Here is a 16,118-nt window from a genome sequence, read left to right on the forward strand (position 1 = left end):
AATGATGGAAACAACGCGTAAACACCTACTTTGCCTTGCCGTTTTAACTGCACTCAGCCCAGTTTTAAGCACACAATCTTTTGCCCAACTGCATCTAGAAATTGCCAAAGCACCAGAAGAAGCACCACAAATTGCGATTGTGCCATTTGGAAACGATCAAAGCATTTATCCCATTGTTGAAAATGATTTAAATCGTTCTGGGAAATTTACCAGCTCATCTAAAAACCTTGCTGCAACAGCAGGAATGAACCACCCGAATGCCGCTGCATGGCAAGCGGCGGGTGTACCTTATGTCGTTACAGGGAATGTCAAAGCCACAGCAGCAGGAGGCTATGAAGTTCATTACCAACTGTACGATGTACAAAAACAGCAATATTTGTTGAATGAGCTATTAAGCGTACCTGCTTCACGGGTGCGTTCTGCCGCACACATGATCAGTGATGCCATTTATGAAGCACTCACTGGTATTAAAGGTGATTTTAGTGGACGTATTGCCTATGTGCTACGTAATCCTGCAACACCTGAGCAACGCTATACTCTACAAATTGCCGATACTGATGGTGAGCAACCCAAAACTATTTTGACTTCGCGTGATCCGATTTTATCGCCTGCTTGGACACCTGATGCTAAAAAAATTGCCTATGTGTCGTTTGAGACTAAACGCCCTGCAATTTATGTTCAGGACTTAGCCACAGGTCAGCGTGAAAAATTAGCCAGTTTCCGTGGTTTAAATGGTGCTCCAAGTTTCTCACCAGATGGTCAAAGCATGTTGTTCACCGCATCTATGCATGGCAATCCAGAAATTTATCAAATGAATTTGAACACCCGTACACTGCAACGCATGACCAATGACAGTGCGATTGATACCGAAGCACGTTATGCCCCAGATGGTAAATCCTTTATTTATACTTCAGACCGTGGTGGCTCAGCGCAAATTTATCGTTATGACTTTGCTACAGGCAGCAGCAAGCGCGTGACCTTCCGTGGTGCATTTAATGCACGCGGTACACTCAGTGCCGATGGTCGTAAACTAGCATTGGTACATCGTCCAAGTGGTAGTAACTATAAAGTTGCGATTCAAGACATCAACACCAGCATCACCAATATTTTAACCCCTACCAGTTTAGATGAGTCGCCAAGCTTCTCGCCAAACGGACAAATGGTGGTATACGCAACACGTGAAGGTGCACGCGGTTTATTGTCGATTATGTCTTTAGATGGTCGTTTCCGCATGAACTTACCAAGTGAACAAGGTGAAGTTCGTGAACCTGCATGGGCGCCAAAGTAATTCAATCATGCAAGTAAATACTTTTTCAGTTCTGTTTTAAAACCAAAAAATCAAGCTTCATGGAGATGAGGATGAACGCAGTTAAATTATTGGTACTCCCTGTTTTGGCATCGGCTTTAGTCATGACAGGCTGTGCAAACCGTAAACCTGCTACAGACTTACAAGCGGGTCAAAACCCAAGTGGTGCAACGACAGTCAATACCCAAGGCTTGAGTGAAGATGCCGCTTTAAGTGCGCAAAACCTTACAGGTGCATCAGCCAAAGGTGTTACTGAAGCCAACAAAGCTTTCTTAGCAAAACGTGTGGTGCATTTTGACTACGACAGCAGCGAATTATCAAATGACGATTACCAAACTTTGCAAGCACATGCACAGTTTTTAATGGCCAATGCCAACTCTAAAGTTGCACTTACAGGTCATACCGATGAACGCGGTACCCGTGAATACAACATGGCTTTGGGTGAGCGTCGTGCTAAAGCAGTTGAAAGTTTCTTGATTACCAACGGTGTCAATGCAGGTCAGCTTGAAGCTGTGAGTTATGGCAAAGAAATGCCAGTCAATCCAGGGCACGATGAAAATGCCTGGAAAGAAAACCGTCGTGTAGAAATTAACTATGAAGCCGTACCGCCATTATTAAAATAATGGTCGTTATGTTTTGAGAAAGCATTTCTAGACTTTTTAAGAAGTGTTTTCTCAAATCCAATAAAAAGCGCTCTGAAACAATTTGTTTAAGAGCGCTTTTTATTTGACTTACTATTTTGACTCACTATATTCCTAGGATTGCAATCGCAATTTAAAAACTTAGCAAACTGAATATGTTGAATCCTAAGCGTTTGATATCTGAAAATTGTTTAAAACAATTTACTCAGACTCTGCATCTGATTTAGCCGTTTGCATAGATTCAATCAAATCATGCTTATTGAACTTTTTATATTCAGGTTTAGACTCGTAATCTTTCCAAGCTGCTTTCATCTTGTCCTCAGAAATATCGTCTAAACTAATCCCTTCGCTCGGCGTTGGAGTCGCATCAAACTTTAACGTTGTCATATCTGTGCTCCTATCTCAAATTAAATCCTTCACATCAACATAGCACTTTCTACAAGACTTGCAAGGGTAAAATCACAGCAAATAGTCGAGTTTAATTTTTCTTTTAACGCGTTCTCATCTAAACTATTGCAGCATATTGTTATCCTCATTTTTGCAGTTATTCGGAGTTTTCCAGTCATGTCATACCGTACCCTTTCCCAATTTCTACAACAACAAACTGGAAATTTAACACCCGAACTTGCTCAAGTAATTGAAACCATTGCCAATACCTGTAAAACAATTGATCAAACATTACAGAAAGGTGCTTTGGCAGGTGTATTAGGCAGTGCACAAAATGAAAACGTACAAGGTGAAGAACAAAAGAAATTAGATGTCATTTCAAATGATTATTTAATTGAAGCATTACAAAAACACCCAAATGTTGGTGGTTTGGCTTCTGAAGAATTAGATGAATTCACCCCTGCTCAAGAAAATGGTCAATATTTAGTCTTGTTTGACCCACTAGATGGCTCAAGCAACATCGACATCAATATGTGTGTGGGTACAATTTTCTCCATTTTACCTGCAAAAAATGCGGTGACTCAGGCTGCAGACTTTATGCAAGCAGGTACACAACAAGTGGCAGCAGGTTATGTTCTTTATGGCCCATCAACGATGATGGCGCTCACTGTTGGTGCAGGTGTGGTGTTCTTTACCTTTGATCCGGAAAGCCAAGAATTTTTAGTGACTGCAGACAATATTCAAGTTGCAGCAGACACCAAAGAATACGCCATTAACGCATCTAACCAACGTCACTGGGAAGCGCCTGTAAAACGCTATATCGATGAACTTTTGGCAGGTAAGACTGGCCCACGTGAAAAAGATTTCAACATGCGCTGGGTAGCATGTATGGTGGGTGATATTCACCGTATTCTTTGCCGTAGCGGTATTTTCATGTATCCATACGACTTAAAAGACCCCAAAAAAGCAGGCCGTTTACGCTTAATGTATGAAGCCAACCCGATGAGCATGCTCATGGAACAAGCTGGTGGTGCTGCAACTACAGGTCGTGTGCGTATTTTAGATATTGAACCAACCGACTTGCATCAACGTGTGCCTGTCATTATTGGTTCAAAAAATGAAGTCGATTTAGTCAGCAGCTATCATTAATCATTTTTCAACAACAGCAATTGGTATTGCGCCAATTGCTGTGGATTTTATCGCATGCCTACGATTTTTTTAGAATCAAAAGATAACCCGAAAATTAAACACTTACGTGGTTTAATTGAGCAAAATAGCTATCGTAAAAAACAAGGACAAACTGTGCTTGAAGGCACGCACTTGTGTCTTGCGTGGTTACATGAAAATAAAAAGATCAATTCAATTTTCACCACAGAACATGCACTCAGCCACCCTGACTATGAACGTATTTTGGCAAAATATACTGGCGCAGTATTTGTCATTAGTGAATCGTTATACAAAGATTTAAGCACTTTAGGTACTTCATTGGCTTGTTTAGCCATTGTCGATTTACCAAGCTCAAGTCAAACGCTGGACTTTAAAGCAGACACGCTGATTTTAGAAAATGTGCAAGACCCAGGCAACGTCGGTACCTTATTACGTTCTGCCGCCGCCGCAGGGATTGAACAAATTATTTGCACCAAAGGTTCTGCATCACTCTGGTCACCACGTGTGTTACGTGCAGGCATGGGCGCGCACTTTAGCTTACAGACTTTTGAAAATGTCACACTGGAAGAGGTTTTACCGCAATTTCAGATTCCGGTATATGTAACCAGCTCACACCATGCAGAAAGCTTGTACAGCAAAAACTTGCGTAAAGCCTGCGTCTGGATTTTAGGTAATGAAGGACAAGGTGTGTCAGACTACGCCTTGCAGCATGCACAAGCGGTAAGCATTCCACAACCTGGTGGTCAGGAGTCCTTAAATGTTGCGATTGCAGGTTCGATTTGTTTCTTTGAAATGGTGCGCCAACGTCTGTAAATGGTTATTTTATTTTAAATAGACTAGCCCTGTAGAAAAAATAGATTAGACTTAAAATAATAAATTGTAATGTCAACCAAACCATTGTTTTTAGCGTTATATAAGTATGATGTTAAAAATAATGGTGGGTATCCAATGACAGGATTTTCCATCTCTATGGATTTAAACCCGAAGTCGTCACACTCGGAAAATTTGAGTGCTCTAAAGAGTACGGCTGAACAACGCCTAAAAAATTTTATGCAGGATGTAACCGGGCGTGCCTTAGTCATGATGGAAAGTGCGACCCAAGGACAGCATGGCATTGCCATGGATTTAGTTCAAGAAGCCTTTATTTCCTTACATAAATCTTATGCAGATAAAGCCACAGATGAATGGTATCCCCTGTTTTACACAATTTTAAATCACAAATTACAAGACTGGCGACGCAAAGAAGCGCGACGTGCACATCCCTTTTCATTGTTTAAAAAAGTCAGTTTAGATGATGACGATGTCGAACAACTCGATATTGTGGATGAACAAGCACTCAATCCAGCTGAGTTTTTAGATCAGGCCGTCACTGTAGACGAAATTCAAGCAGCAATTGCAAAGCTTCCTGTACGTCAACAACAAGCTTTTATGTTACGTGCATGGGAAGGCTTTGACACACACACCACAGCACAAATTATGAATTGTACTGAAGGCAGTGTAAAAACCCATTATCACCGTGCCATTCAAGCCTTACGCAATAGTTTGGCACATATGAATCCAAATCTGGGAGGGTCATCAGAATGAAACAAGATGATTTCTTAAAACAAGTCACTTCCAAACTAGATGGGCTCGCTCACCATCATCAAGACAAAGCAGCGGTCATGAACCATGTCTTAGATCATATTCAAGACAAGAAAAGCTCGCGCTATGGACTCTGGAAAATGTCAGGCTTTGCTTTGGCAGCAGCAATTGCAGGTTTTGTGGTTTTGCCAAACTCAATGGAAATGACCACAGCACCACAAAATCAAGCTGTGTCTGTTCCTAAACTTTCTCCACAAATGGTGGAAGATTTAGAAATGTTAATGGTGTTAGGTGAGGACAAAGTTCCACATGGCAGCTAAGCGAATTGTATTTGCGTTTTGTGCACTTGGTTTTCTGCAAACCAGTTTTGCAGGTTTTGAGCGTTTTTGGATTTTTTCCAAAGACGCCGACACGCAAATTGCAGAAACTTGGGAAACGCTGTCTGAAGAAGAACAGATGGCGCTGATTAAGCGTTATCAAAATCTGAAAGAAATCCCTGCAGATAAAAGTGTGGCTTTACAACAACGCATGGATTGGTTTACCCAATTGCCTGAAAGTGAAAAGCAAAAAATGCGTGAAACCTGGCAAAAAATGAGTACGCAAGAACGCAGAGAATTAGGTCAACGGCTACAACAAGCTACACCAGAGCAACGCCCCTTGATTCGTCAAGAATATATTCAAAAATATCAACCAAACATCGTCAATCACTAGAATGGTTAAATAGCACGCCTATGCTCATAAAAGACAAAATCTTTTGTGCATATTTCTAGAAATAATTACACCCTCAATTGCTCACATAAAAAAAGAAGCCCATTCTGGGCTTCTTTTTTTATTATGCCACCTGTTTACGTTAAGACTTGAACCGAGTGTGACGACGATAGCCCACTAAGCCTAATAAAGTCATTAATCCCCAAATACCCAAACTACCTCCACCACCGCTACTGGCTTCATAGTTGGTATTCTTGGCTGTATTCTCCAAAGTAATAGTCGCTTCTTCTGATAGTGCCTGCTCATGATCGAACACGGTATATCTCAGTTCATAATCGAATGGGCTAAAACTATTGCGCACTTGTACTTGGATATTGCCTCCATAGCAGGTTTCACGCGCATAATCACCTGGACAAGGAGCTTTACGATCTGCATCTAGCACCACGCTAGAAGGAATATGTGTAAAGCGAATTGCGAGTTCTTGTCCTGTATGGTCTTTATAGAATGCTGGTTTATTGGTATTTTCAGTTAAAGTACTGATTATGCCATCCCCACCATCGCTATCATTCGCCAATGGATTAAAACTAACTTTCAAGTCTGACCCATATTCCATACGTATGCGATCATCTTTTGCAATTGGCTGAATATTATTAAATTTCCCTTCCAGCAAACCTGATGAATGATGATTACTGTCCGATTTAGAGGTAATGGTATATTTACAGTACGCAGAATCAGTTAGCTCTGTCACTTTGTCATTCAAACGATACATTAAGATACGCTGTAACTGAGCATCCCACTCACATTTAAACAATGGGTCTTTAGTCAGTTTATCCACATTGAACGTTGTTCCTGTACCAGAAACAGCCCCTATGCCTAATGCTTCTGTTTGAATACTAAAATTCTCTGAGTTTAACTGTTTTAACTGAACGAACTGACCAACTGCGGTTGGCTCATCTTGCTTTAACGCCAATGCAAATGGATCAATATAAATTGCACGATATTGTTGTTTGGCTTTGGTATGATTTAGCAAATCTTGTAAAGTTTTCAAATCAGCACGTGCCTGTGTCAGTAAAGCCTGATCACTGGTTTTGTTTTGATCTATACTAGCCTGTGTACGATCAATTTGCTCTTGATACCCATCTAATAATCTCTCATACGAAATATTGCTCAAACTGGTAATATCTGCAGCATTTAAACGCATGACTTCGACAGCACCAATGTCGCAGCTATTTTTTGCATCCGGATTTAAAGTGAGTGTCGCGTTACTAACCCGTGCCAAACCACGTTGGTCCTCTTCGGCACAACCCAAACCCTCAACATCAATCAAGTCTTTACTTGGGTCTACACCACGCTTTGGATAATAAAGTGGCAAGAATAAGTTATAAGCCGAAGGGGCTTGTAAAGGCTGAAGCAACTGATCAAAACTTAAGCCTGTTAAATCAATATTCTTGCTCAATTCATAGCTACTACTAGCCTTTTCAGGTAAATCACACTCACCTTGTTCTGCAGTCGCACTCGCTGGCAATATTGCATTGCGTAAAGTAGCAATATTGAGTTGCAGCTGATTTAAATCTTGAGCAGATCGGCAAGATTTACCTTGGTTAAAAGCCAACACATTAAAAAAGAGTGCGATACGCGGATGCTGATCATAAAACAGCGTACTGAATGCTTTGTTTTCAACAATAGTATTACTTTCTAAAGATACTTGAGACAATGTACTTAAAGGATGCTGATCAGAATGAACTAGATTAAAAATATGTCCTTGATTAGCATTTGCCTGGTTTTGTGCAATTGTGCTTGTGCTTACTTTAAGATCTGGCTGCCCACAAAGATCAAATGTACTCTGACTATCTGTAGACCCATTCTGGATAATACTGCTACGATTTACGTGAATAACAGAACGTGTATTGACTAGATTAGCCTGGCAATCCATAGCCAGAACACTTCCTACTTTTGCTTGGTTATGATGAATGAATGCATTTTCCAAATTAACCTGACGTTCGGTCTGATGCGCAACTACATATATTGCACCACCCTGTTCGCCCTTTGAGTTTTGGATTTCTATATTATTTGCAGACAATGGCCCTGCTACAAAAACAGCACCGCCTTTGCCTTGATCTTTAGCATTAAGATTACCACCACCATTGGCATTACCATTTTTGAGTACCAGATCATACAAGGCTACACTGGCTTGAGTATCCGAAGTATTGAGAATACGACTGTTACCTTGTGCATTAATACTGGTTTTTAATGGCGCAATAGAAGGATAACGATGTGTCAGCGGATCACGCTGATTATAGTCTAAAGCAGCTGCACCATAAATCCTCACCATAGATTCAGGACGTAACTCAGAGTTTAAAATGTATTCGCCTTCCTTCAACTGAATATAGTCGGTACTACCACGGTTTGTATTACCTGCACTACATCCACCAAAAGCAATATTTTTCTTGGCTGCGACTAAGGCTTCACGCAAGGAACAATTGTTTAGATCTTCACCATTTTGATCCTCAAAAGTCGTCACCTGAATAACACGATCATCCGCGGCCATAAGCGACATCGCTGACAGCACCATTATCCCTAACAGTGTTTTTTTATTATTTTTCATATTTATCCTTTATGCTTTTTTACGGCGTAAACCTAACAAGCCCAATAAAGCCATTAATCCGTAAGCGCTCCACGCACCACCTGAAACATTTAATTTATCGCTTTCCATGCGATTTTCATGTTCTTGTATGACTTGAACTTTCACTTCCATATAAGGAGAAGTACTATTAAAACGCGTTGTGCTCGTGACCAGTTTAATTTTAAAAACATCTGCCCCATGCCAAGCAGAATCTGGTGTGTAAACCAAGTTGCCAGACTCATCAATCGTCAGCTTACCTTTAGAGCGGGTATCTAATTGTTCGATTTGTACACATCCGGCTTGCCAAGGCTGCCCTGTTGGATTCGTCGGATAGACTTGATCACAAAACTCTTTAGGTACAAGGTCACTGTCACCGAGCAAGTCACTCACTGTCATTTTTGCAATTTGACCAGCCAGAATATCTTGACCGATTAAGCCTCTAGATGCAGGCACCATTACCTCAATTGCACCGCGATCGCATAACGTGCTATCAAATTCACGTTGCATCCCTCGCTGATCGGCTGATGTACACCCCTGCATAGGCAACCCTGCTTTAGCAAGTTGACCTTTATTCACCACTAGAGAATCTTGCAAGCTTTGATCAGTCAGCAATACACGCGGACGAATAAAACCTAAGAACGCATTTTCAGGCACATGGTATGGACAAAATAAGGCCGCAGCATCTTCGCTCAGTGTTTTACATGCCCCTTCAAGCATATTGCCTGCGAATATGGTATTACCTGTCCATACGCTGTTTGGATAATTCGCATCACCCGTACTGCAACCTGCACCAACTAGATTATTTTGTAATACGGTGGCATCTGAACCTGCTTGGGTACAATTATAAGCCATGCTATTCACTGGATGTGGGTTCGCCAAAACAATACTGTTCGCTACATAGCCTTTACCCAAAGGGGCATTTAAATAAATACCGCGCGTGTTCCCCAGGATGCTGACATTATTAACACCAATACCATCAAGGACATTCAACACATACCCTTCATTAGCAATAAAGGTACTACTTGTCACCTTGTTCACATCATTTGAAAAAACTTGGGTATTTTCATCTGCTGTGCTGCTAGCGGCATATAAATTGGCAGCGTTTGAGTTTGTTGTTTTATTGCTCTTAAAAACCGATGAAGTTACTGTAAAATTAGGAATTTTGCTATAAATGGCACCGCCATCTTGTGCTTGGTTACTTTCAAACAGGCTATTTTTTACCTGCATTAAGCCTCTAACAACACGATCAAGATCAGTAGTGATTTGCGCCAAGTTATAAATTGCACCACCTTGATTGGCAATACCTTTACTCAGCTTTACGTACTCTAAATTTAAATTTTCATTATTCAGAATTAAACCACCTTGTTCCTGACGGCAGCGCTCCTCTCCACATCCTTCTAATGTTAGCTCTTTCAGTGACACATTTAGGAAACGATCCTGACTATCATCAATATGGAAAATCCGACCATTCCCACGCATTTGAATCGTGGCATTATTTAATCCTGGCGAGGTTTTGTCATTAAAACTACTGTCATAAGTGGTTTTTATTTCCAGGCTTTCAATAATTTTAAGCTGCTGATCTAGCTGATAAATCGCTTTTTTTTCTAATAAAATCACATTGGAGGCATTTTCACCGCCACATCCCAAATGGCCTTGTTCAGGCTTTCCTAAATTAATATATTCGACGGCTTCACGCAAAGAACATTGTTGATCATCTGCTTTTGTGTCTGCAGTGGTGGTGACAATGATATTACTACTATATGCATGACCTGCGATAAACAGCATACCAATGCCGATGCTCTGCTTGAGCATAAGCGTACTCCTTGTAATTTTCTTTGTTTTTTTTCTTCTTTAGTTGCAAATTCCCTGCAACTTCGAATTATTTTCCCAATAATTTCGCACAGCTTGGGCAAATTCTCAAGTAATTTTAATTTTTACCGATATTCGTCAATCAGCGCATAAATCTGACGCAAATTGGCGCCACTTAATTTTGTTTTTTCTCCTTTGAGTAATTGCACCAACTGTTCAAGGCTTTGCAGCAAGATAGAAGTTTGTTGTGGCCCATGCAATAACAAATAATCAATAATTTGTGGATCAATCAGGATGCCACGACGTTCCAGCACCGAACTCACCAATGCTTGTCGGTCTGCATATAAACTGCCCGAAGGTACTTTAACACTCACCGCTTGCGTCAAACGTGATTGTAAATCAGGTAATTCCAACTTCAATTCAATCGGTGCAAAACGGGAGGAAAATACCAACTGACCACCCACTTCATTACTGTAGTTGATCAAATGAAAAACTGCACGTTGCCAATGTGGCACACCGCTAATCGCTTCAATATCATCTAAAGCCACCAAGTCATAGCGATCTAAAGACGTGATTGCTTCGGTTGGGGCATCGAGCAACTCAAGTAAAGACACTTTAATGGCAGATTTGCCAATTTCTAAATATGAATCACAAATTGCAGACAGCAAATGACTTTTACCTGTACCTGCACCACCATAGACATAAAAACGATTGACCAGTCCTGCATGAAGCTGTCGTACTGCATCAATGACGTGCCCCCAACCCGGACCAGAAAAATCACTGATCCGTGCATCTAATTGAGGCTCGATGTCTAACTGCAGTTGACGCATATAACTGTAATCACCTAGGAGTCTGGCTGATCTGAGGGTTTTATCTTACTTGATTTTTCAGTCTGTTGCAGTGAATTTGCAGCATGAGGGTCAAGTTCGATATCAATATGCACTTGTGAGGTTTCAATACTAATATCACCCGATACTGCATCTTCAGACACCACCACAGGTTGTCCATATAAGTAACTTTTTTCGTAATAATCACGCAAATGACGAAGCAGGACCACAATCACCGCAGCAACCGGTAAGGCAATTAACATTCCCATAAAGCCTGCGAGCTGCGCGCCTGCCAAAACTGCGAAAACCACGGCAACAGGTGAAAGTCCAATTTTATCACCCAATAAAAATGGTTGCAGAATGTAGCCTTCCACGGCCTGCCCAATCATGAACACCACCAGCACCAAGACCAATTGCATCCAGTCAATCCCAAATTGCAGGAAAGTGGCAATGATTGCAGCAACAATTCCTACGGCAAAACCCAAATATGGAATAATACTGGCCAGACCAGCAATCATGCCAATAATTAAGCCAACCTCTAAACCAATCAGTTGTAGGCCTGTGGCATAGACCACACCCAACAAAATCATCACCAAAAACTGACCTTTCACAAATGCGCCTAAAACACTGTGACATTCCTGCACCACAGTCAACGTGCTTTGCTCATACGGACGTGGAATTAAACGGCGTAAACTGTCGAGCATGCGCTGCCAATCCAACAAGAAATAGAAAGCGATAATTGGAATGAGCACGACCGTACCCCCAATCTGGATAAAATTCAGTCCAGACTGTGCAACACGCAAGGCCATTGCTTGAATGCTATCGGCACTGTAATTGGTCTGCACATAATCCATCACAATCGTGGTCATGTGCGTGGTATCAATTTCCATTTCTTCAATATTGAAGGTGGACGACACCCAAGGCAAAAAGGTCGAATTAATCCAGTTAATACCTACAGGAATACTGTCACGCGCAATAATCAACTGTTTCCAAACCAATGGAATGATGTACCAAACAGCAAGCGTCAGCGCGATACCAATTCCAATAAATACAATACTGATTGACAACCAGCGCGGCAAACCGACTTTGCACAAGTTTTCCACCAATGGACTAAATAAATAGGCCATGAAAAATGCGACCACAAAAGGAATGACAACCGGTTTTAATAAGTACAGCACCCAAAGGAGCAGAACTATCCCAGACAGGATAAAAATGCGACGCAAGGTACGATCGACCATAGAAATTCGCCTTTTTTCAGTTTATTCGTTATAGAAGCTAAAATATTTGAATAAAGATAGCATTTTGGCGCATAAATAACATAAGAGTTTCGTATATTCAGGTATAATCGGCCCCGCGAATGCGGAGACTTCATTATGAGCAACTCAACTTCTAACCCTACCACTGGTTTAAGCTATAAAGATGCTGGTGTCGATATTGAAGCGGGCGACGCGTTAGTCGATCGTATCAAATCTGTTGCTAAGCGTACTACTCGTCCTGAAGTGATGGGTGGATTAGGTGGCTTTGGCGCACTTTGTAAAATTCCTAAAGGTTATGAAGAACCTGTCCTCGTATCTGGCACAGATGGTGTAGGGACTAAATTACGTTTAGCGTTGAACCTAAATCGCCACGACACCATTGGTCAAGACTTAGTCGCAATGTGTGTAAACGATTTGCTGGTATGTGGTGCTGAACCTTTATTCTTCCTCGACTACTATGCAACAGGTCACTTAAATGTAGACGTTGCTGCCAATGTTGTGACAGGTATTGGTAAAGGCTGTGAGCTTGCAGGCTGTGCGCTTGTAGGTGGTGAAACAGCAGAAATGCCAGGCATGTATGAAGGTGAAGATTACGATCTTGCAGGCTTCTGTGTGGGCGTGGTTGAGCAAAGCAAAATTATTGATGGCTCTAAAGTAAAAGCGGGTGACGTTTTAATTGGTGTTGCATCTTCAGGCGCGCACTCGAACGGTTACTCTTTACTTCGTAAAATTTTAGACGTAAAAAATGTTGATTTAACTCAACTGGTTGATGGTCGTCCACTTGCTGACGTTGCCATGGAACCAACACGCATTTATGTTAAATCTATGCTTGAATTATGCAAACAAGTAGATGTGCATGCTATGGCACACATCACTGGTGGCGGCCTACCTGGGAACTTGCCTCGCGTATTGCCAAATGGTGCACAAGCAGTGATTGATGAATCTTCTTGGGAATGGCCTGAACTATTCAAACTATTACAACGCGAAGGTGGTGTAGAACAGTTTGAAATGTATCGTACCTTTAACTGTGGTGTAGGGATGGTTGTTGCAGTAGATGCCAATGATGCAGACAAAACTGTAGCACTTCTCAACAGCTTAGGCGAAAAAGCATGGGTAATGGGTCGCATTCAAGACAATGCCGAATCTGTTGAAGGCGCAGATGAAAAAATTCGCGTAATTTTTGCGTGATTCAACACCCATGATCAAAATAGCTGTTCTTGTTTCAGGCAGCGGAAGTAACCTACAAGCCCTGATAGATGCCAATCTTTCAGGGCAAATTGTTGGGGTTATTTCCAATAAGCCTGATGCCTATGCCCTCACCCGTGCGCAAAATGCAGGTATTCCAACCGCAGTCATTGAACATAAGCAATACCCTGACCGTGAAACCTTTGATGAGGTGATGCATCAGCAATTGCTGGCCTGGAATGTCGATTTAGTTGTTCTTGCGGGCTTTATGCGAATTTTAAGTGCCAAGTTTGTGCAGGCTTGGGAAGGAAAAATGCTCAACATTCATCCTTCACTCTTGCCACATTATAAGGGCATGCATACCCATCAACGTGTCCTCAATACTGGTGATACCTTGCATGGCTGTACAGTCCATTATGTCACAGCCGAACTAGATGCAGGTCCAGCACTCGCACAAGGTGTATTACAGGTAAATCTGCATGACACTCCTGAAAGTTTGGCCAACCGCGTACATGTATTGGAACATTTAATTTACCCACAAGTGGTTGAATGGATTTGCAATGGTAGCCTTGAACACACCGCGCAAGGCGTGATGTATCGTCAGCAGCTGTTACAGCAACCAGTACAGTTTTGCCGTGTTTAAGCAATTGGCTTAATGGATACAAAATAAAAAACGCCTGTTATCAGGCGTTTTTTATACACGATGCAAACAAGTATCTTTTTACACCACGCTTGCTTTTGTTTGCTGGGCTTGAATTAAGTCTTTAATCAGCTGCGCAGTCTCTATAGGCTTTTCTAAGGGGAACATGTGCCCGCCTGCCGTAACCTGATACGGTATCCCAAATTTCTTAGAAGTAATCTGTGGAAAACCAGGCTTTAAAAATGGCCCTTTTTCTGCAATTACCAATTGCATTGGCACTTGCGGCTTAGACTGCGGCAACCACCAAAGCGATGGATTGGTTCTGAAGATATTGACTTCATCCATTTTTGGAATGGTCAACTCTACCCCACCACGCACACTGTCTTCTGTTAACGCATAATCAATATAGGCCTGAAAACAGTCTGCATCAAAGTCTTTGTAAAAACCTTTAGGGCGCAATAATTCTGCAGCCTGCGCACGGTTCTCCCAATGATCACGACGTCGCAAAGACAAAGCTGCGGGTGACATTTGATCAACCGCTTTGAGTTTCATCATTTTAGCAAAATGCAAAAATACTGAAGCTTTGCCCATAATTAAAGGTGGATCGAGCATAATCACTTGCTCAAACAACTCAGGACGTTGCAATGCTGCTTGAAAAGACAAGACCGCACCTAAAGAATGTCCCAACGCTATGACTTTACGGCCTTGCGATTGACGTACAATACTGTCAATCACTTGCTGGGTTAAGCTATGCCAATGGTTATCAATTGGATAACGCTTATCTGGCCCTAGCAATGGAACATCAATCACATCGTAATCATCTTTAAGTGAATCAAAGAGTTTTTGATAGACCTTTGATGGCACACCATTGGCATGTGCAAAATGAATCAGTGGTTTCATTGTAATTTCGCGTTTTGCTCAGTCTGAAGCTGTTGAGAAATTGAAGTGGCAAAACCCTCTCCCACTGCGGCCCCCATACGACCCAGTACAGAGTCTAAAGGACTATGTTCAATCGTATAGTTCACAGCTTTATCAAGGTTTAAGTCACGCTTTAGGCTATTTAGACTACCAATTTTATCGGCAATACCCAGTGTAACTGCTTGCTCACCTGTCCAGAATAAACCAGAGAAAATCGCAGGATCTTGTGATTTCAGTTTCGCACCACGTCCATCTTTCACTGCTTGAATAAAATGACCATGCACATTATCCAATACTGCTTGTACATGCTTTTTCTGTGCAGGATCGACAGGTTGCGTCATCGACAACAAGGCTTTGTTTTCACCCGAGGTCATGGTGCGATCTTCCACACCCAGTTTTTGCATTAAACCACTCAGGCCGTAATTTGGCATAATTACGCCAATTGAACCCACCAAACTAGATGGATTGACAATAATTTCATCTGCAGCAGAGGCAATATAATAAGCACCCGAAGCACCAGTATCGCCAATGACAGCATACAGTTTTTTATCCTGATGCTGTTTTTTCAGATATTGAATTTCTTGCCAGATTTCATCGGACTGTACAGGTGAGCCGCCAGGTGAATTAATGTTCAGCACTACGGCTTTACTATTGCTATTTTCATAGGCTTTTTTCAGCGACTTAATGGTGTCGTTGCTGTTCACACTTTGCTTATCTGATGCAATCGCTCCAACAATATCAACCACTGCAATGTGCGGACTCGCTGCAGATGGATTCGTCGTCGTGGTACTGCAACCTTTGCCCATAATGACCAAGAGCAAAAAAACATAGGCAAAAGTTAAAAACTTAAAGAAAATTCCCCAACGACGTGCACGACGTTGTTCTTCAACTGAGGCTAAAACTGCTTTTTCTAATAGTTTCCACTCATTGCCTGTTGGCTGCTGTGCATGTGGTGGGATTTGCTGTGATTCATTTTGTGGTTTTGGTGGCCAATCGGACATGAAACAATCCAAAAAATAGTAAATTTGCTCCATTATATACACGGAATTGGCAAAAACTGTCTAAAGCCT

Annotated in this window: 16 protein-coding genes; 9 read left to right on the forward strand and 7 right to left on the reverse strand. The window is 41.7% G+C overall.

Annotated features, from left to right (window positions below; all coding sequences use genetic code 11):
* Positions 1-4 precede the first annotated feature (4 nt).
* Both tolB and pal read left to right on the forward strand, forming a co-directional pair.
* On the forward strand, positions 5-1,288 hold the full coding sequence (gene tolB / locus ACNS8M_RS09480) for a Tol-Pal system beta propeller repeat protein TolB (protein WP_419225338.1): 1,284 nt from the start codon (positions 5-7) through the stop codon (positions 1,286-1,288).
* Between the two features lie 71 nt (positions 1,289-1,359).
* Complete coding sequence (gene pal, locus ACNS8M_RS09485) at positions 1,360-1,929, forward strand: peptidoglycan-associated lipoprotein Pal (RefSeq protein WP_168541726.1); 570 nt, start codon at positions 1,360-1,362, stop codon at positions 1,927-1,929.
* A gap of 219 nt (positions 1,930-2,148) precedes the next feature.
* Here the strand turns inward: pal and ACNS8M_RS09490 are convergent, their stop codons facing one another.
* Entirely contained in the window at positions 2,149-2,334 is a 186-nt protein-coding gene (locus tag ACNS8M_RS09490; protein WP_168417776.1) for an NF038105 family protein, read from the reverse strand.
* Between the two features lie 177 nt (positions 2,335-2,511).
* On the opposite strand from ACNS8M_RS09490, the gene ACNS8M_RS09495 reads away from it, so the two are divergent.
* From ACNS8M_RS09495 to ACNS8M_RS09515, 5 genes are all read left to right on the forward strand, one after another.
* Entirely contained in the window at positions 2,512-3,483 is a 972-nt protein-coding gene (locus ACNS8M_RS09495) for a class 1 fructose-bisphosphatase (protein WP_168541728.1), read from the forward strand.
* Between the two features lie 54 nt (positions 3,484-3,537).
* On the forward strand, positions 3,538-4,314 hold the full coding sequence (locus ACNS8M_RS09500; RefSeq protein WP_168417774.1) for a TrmH family RNA methyltransferase: 777 nt from the start codon (positions 3,538-3,540) through the stop codon (positions 4,312-4,314).
* Between the two features lie 156 nt (positions 4,315-4,470).
* On the forward strand, positions 4,471-5,085 hold the full coding sequence (locus ACNS8M_RS09505; RefSeq protein WP_168417811.1) for an RNA polymerase sigma factor: 615 nt from the start codon (positions 4,471-4,473) through the stop codon (positions 5,083-5,085).
* Positions 5,082-5,402 (forward strand): hypothetical protein, encoded by a 321-nt coding sequence (locus ACNS8M_RS09510; protein WP_168417773.1) that lies wholly within the window; start codon positions 5,082-5,084, stop codon positions 5,400-5,402. The genes ACNS8M_RS09505 and ACNS8M_RS09510 overlap by 4 nt, the downstream gene beginning before the upstream one ends.
* The gene (locus tag ACNS8M_RS09515; protein WP_168460147.1) at positions 5,392-5,793 is read left to right on the forward strand and encodes a DUF3106 domain-containing protein; all 402 of its coding nucleotides are present in this window, start codon (positions 5,392-5,394) and stop codon (positions 5,791-5,793) included. The genes ACNS8M_RS09510 and ACNS8M_RS09515 overlap by 11 nt, the downstream gene beginning before the upstream one ends.
* Before the next feature lie 139 nt (positions 5,794-5,932).
* On the opposite strand, the gene ACNS8M_RS09520 is transcribed toward ACNS8M_RS09515, so the two are convergent.
* The 4 genes from ACNS8M_RS09520 to cxpE all read right to left on the reverse strand — a co-directional run bounded on the left by ACNS8M_RS09520 (position 5,933) and on the right by cxpE (position 12,287).
* A complete protein-coding gene (locus ACNS8M_RS09520; RefSeq protein ID WP_419224787.1) occupies positions 5,933-8,347 on the reverse strand; it encodes a CSLREA domain-containing protein in 2,415 nt (804 codons plus the stop codon).
* Between the two features lie 57 nt (positions 8,348-8,404).
* Positions 8,405-10,225, reverse strand: coding sequence for a rhombotarget A (rbtA, locus tag ACNS8M_RS09525; RefSeq protein WP_419224788.1), 1,821 nt, complete (start codon positions 10,223-10,225; stop codon positions 8,405-8,407).
* Positions 10,226-10,347: 122 nt separating this feature from the next.
* Positions 10,348-11,052: a DnaA regulatory inactivator Hda gene (gene hda / locus ACNS8M_RS09530; protein WP_325780815.1), complete on the reverse strand. Its 705-nt coding sequence runs from the start codon at positions 11,050-11,052 to the stop codon at positions 10,348-10,350.
* 14 nt (positions 11,053-11,066) lie between these two features.
* Complete coding sequence (cxpE, locus tag ACNS8M_RS09535; RefSeq protein ID WP_168460154.1) at positions 11,067-12,287, reverse strand: chloramphenicol efflux transporter CxpE; 1,221 nt, start codon at positions 12,285-12,287, stop codon at positions 11,067-11,069.
* Between the two features lie 135 nt (positions 12,288-12,422).
* On the opposite strand from cxpE, the gene purM reads away from it, so the two are divergent.
* Both purM and purN read left to right on the forward strand, forming a co-directional pair.
* Positions 12,423-13,493: a phosphoribosylformylglycinamidine cyclo-ligase gene (purM, locus tag ACNS8M_RS09540; protein ID WP_168460155.1), complete on the forward strand. Its 1,071-nt coding sequence runs from the start codon at positions 12,423-12,425 to the stop codon at positions 13,491-13,493.
* A gap of 10 nt (positions 13,494-13,503) precedes the next feature.
* On the forward strand, positions 13,504-14,133 hold the full coding sequence (purN, locus tag ACNS8M_RS09545) for a phosphoribosylglycinamide formyltransferase (RefSeq protein WP_168460156.1): 630 nt from the start codon (positions 13,504-13,506) through the stop codon (positions 14,131-14,133).
* 78 nt (positions 14,134-14,211) lie between these two features.
* Here purN and ACNS8M_RS09550 read toward each other — a convergent pair whose 3' ends face one another.
* Together ACNS8M_RS09550 and sppA are read right to left on the reverse strand one after the other, a co-directional pair.
* Complete coding sequence (locus ACNS8M_RS09550) at positions 14,212-15,030, reverse strand: alpha/beta fold hydrolase (protein ID WP_419224789.1); 819 nt, start codon at positions 15,028-15,030, stop codon at positions 14,212-14,214.
* Positions 15,027-16,049 (reverse strand): signal peptide peptidase SppA, encoded by a 1,023-nt coding sequence (gene sppA, locus ACNS8M_RS09555; RefSeq protein WP_419224790.1) that lies wholly within the window; start codon positions 16,047-16,049, stop codon positions 15,027-15,029. The genes ACNS8M_RS09550 and sppA overlap by 4 nt, the downstream gene beginning before the upstream one ends.
* Positions 16,050-16,118 lie beyond the last annotated feature (69 nt).

The sequence above is a fragment of the Acinetobacter sp. A2 genome (assembly GCF_048537555.1).
Classification (GTDB): Bacteria; Pseudomonadota; Gammaproteobacteria; order Pseudomonadales; family Moraxellaceae; genus Acinetobacter.

Coding starts and splice junctions, on each gene's coding strand:
- pal (WP_168541726.1), top strand. CDS start 1,360: ATGAACGCAGTTAAATTATTGGTACTCCCTGTTTTGGCATCGGCTTTA.
- ACNS8M_RS09515 (WP_168460147.1), top strand. CDS start 5,392: ATGGCAGCTAAGCGAATTGTATTTGCGTTTTGTGCACTTGGTTTTCTG.
- cxpE (WP_168460154.1), bottom strand. CDS start 12,287: ATGGTCGATCGTACCTTGCGTCGCATTTTTATCCTGTCTGGGATAGTT.
- ACNS8M_RS09550 (WP_419224789.1), bottom strand. CDS start 15,030: ATGAAACCACTGATTCATTTTGCACATGCCAATGGTGTGCCATCAAAG.
- rbtA (WP_419224788.1), bottom strand. CDS start 10,225: ATGCTCAAGCAGAGCATCGGCATTGGTATGCTGTTTATCGCAGGTCAT.
- ACNS8M_RS09490 (WP_168417776.1), bottom strand. CDS start 2,334: ATGACAACGTTAAAGTTTGATGCGACTCCAACGCCGAGCGAAGGGATT.
- ACNS8M_RS09495 (WP_168541728.1), top strand. CDS start 2,512: ATGTCATACCGTACCCTTTCCCAATTTCTACAACAACAAACTGGAAAT.
- ACNS8M_RS09510 (WP_168417773.1), top strand. CDS start 5,082: ATGAAACAAGATGATTTCTTAAAACAAGTCACTTCCAAACTAGATGGG.
- ACNS8M_RS09505 (WP_168417811.1), top strand. CDS start 4,471: ATGGATTTAAACCCGAAGTCGTCACACTCGGAAAATTTGAGTGCTCTA.
- hda (WP_325780815.1), bottom strand. CDS start 11,052: ATGCGTCAACTGCAGTTAGACATCGAGCCTCAATTAGATGCACGGATC.
- sppA (WP_419224790.1), bottom strand. CDS start 16,049: ATGTCCGATTGGCCACCAAAACCACAAAATGAATCACAGCAAATCCCA.
- purM (WP_168460155.1), top strand. CDS start 12,423: ATGAGCAACTCAACTTCTAACCCTACCACTGGTTTAAGCTATAAAGAT.
- purN (WP_168460156.1), top strand. CDS start 13,504: ATGATCAAAATAGCTGTTCTTGTTTCAGGCAGCGGAAGTAACCTACAA.
- ACNS8M_RS09500 (WP_168417774.1), top strand. CDS start 3,538: ATGCCTACGATTTTTTTAGAATCAAAAGATAACCCGAAAATTAAACAC.
- ACNS8M_RS09520 (WP_419224787.1), bottom strand. CDS start 8,347: ATGTCGCTTATGGCCGCGGATGATCGTGTTATTCAGGTGACGACTTTT.
- tolB (WP_419225338.1), top strand. CDS start 5: ATGGAAACAACGCGTAAACACCTACTTTGCCTTGCCGTTTTAACTGCA.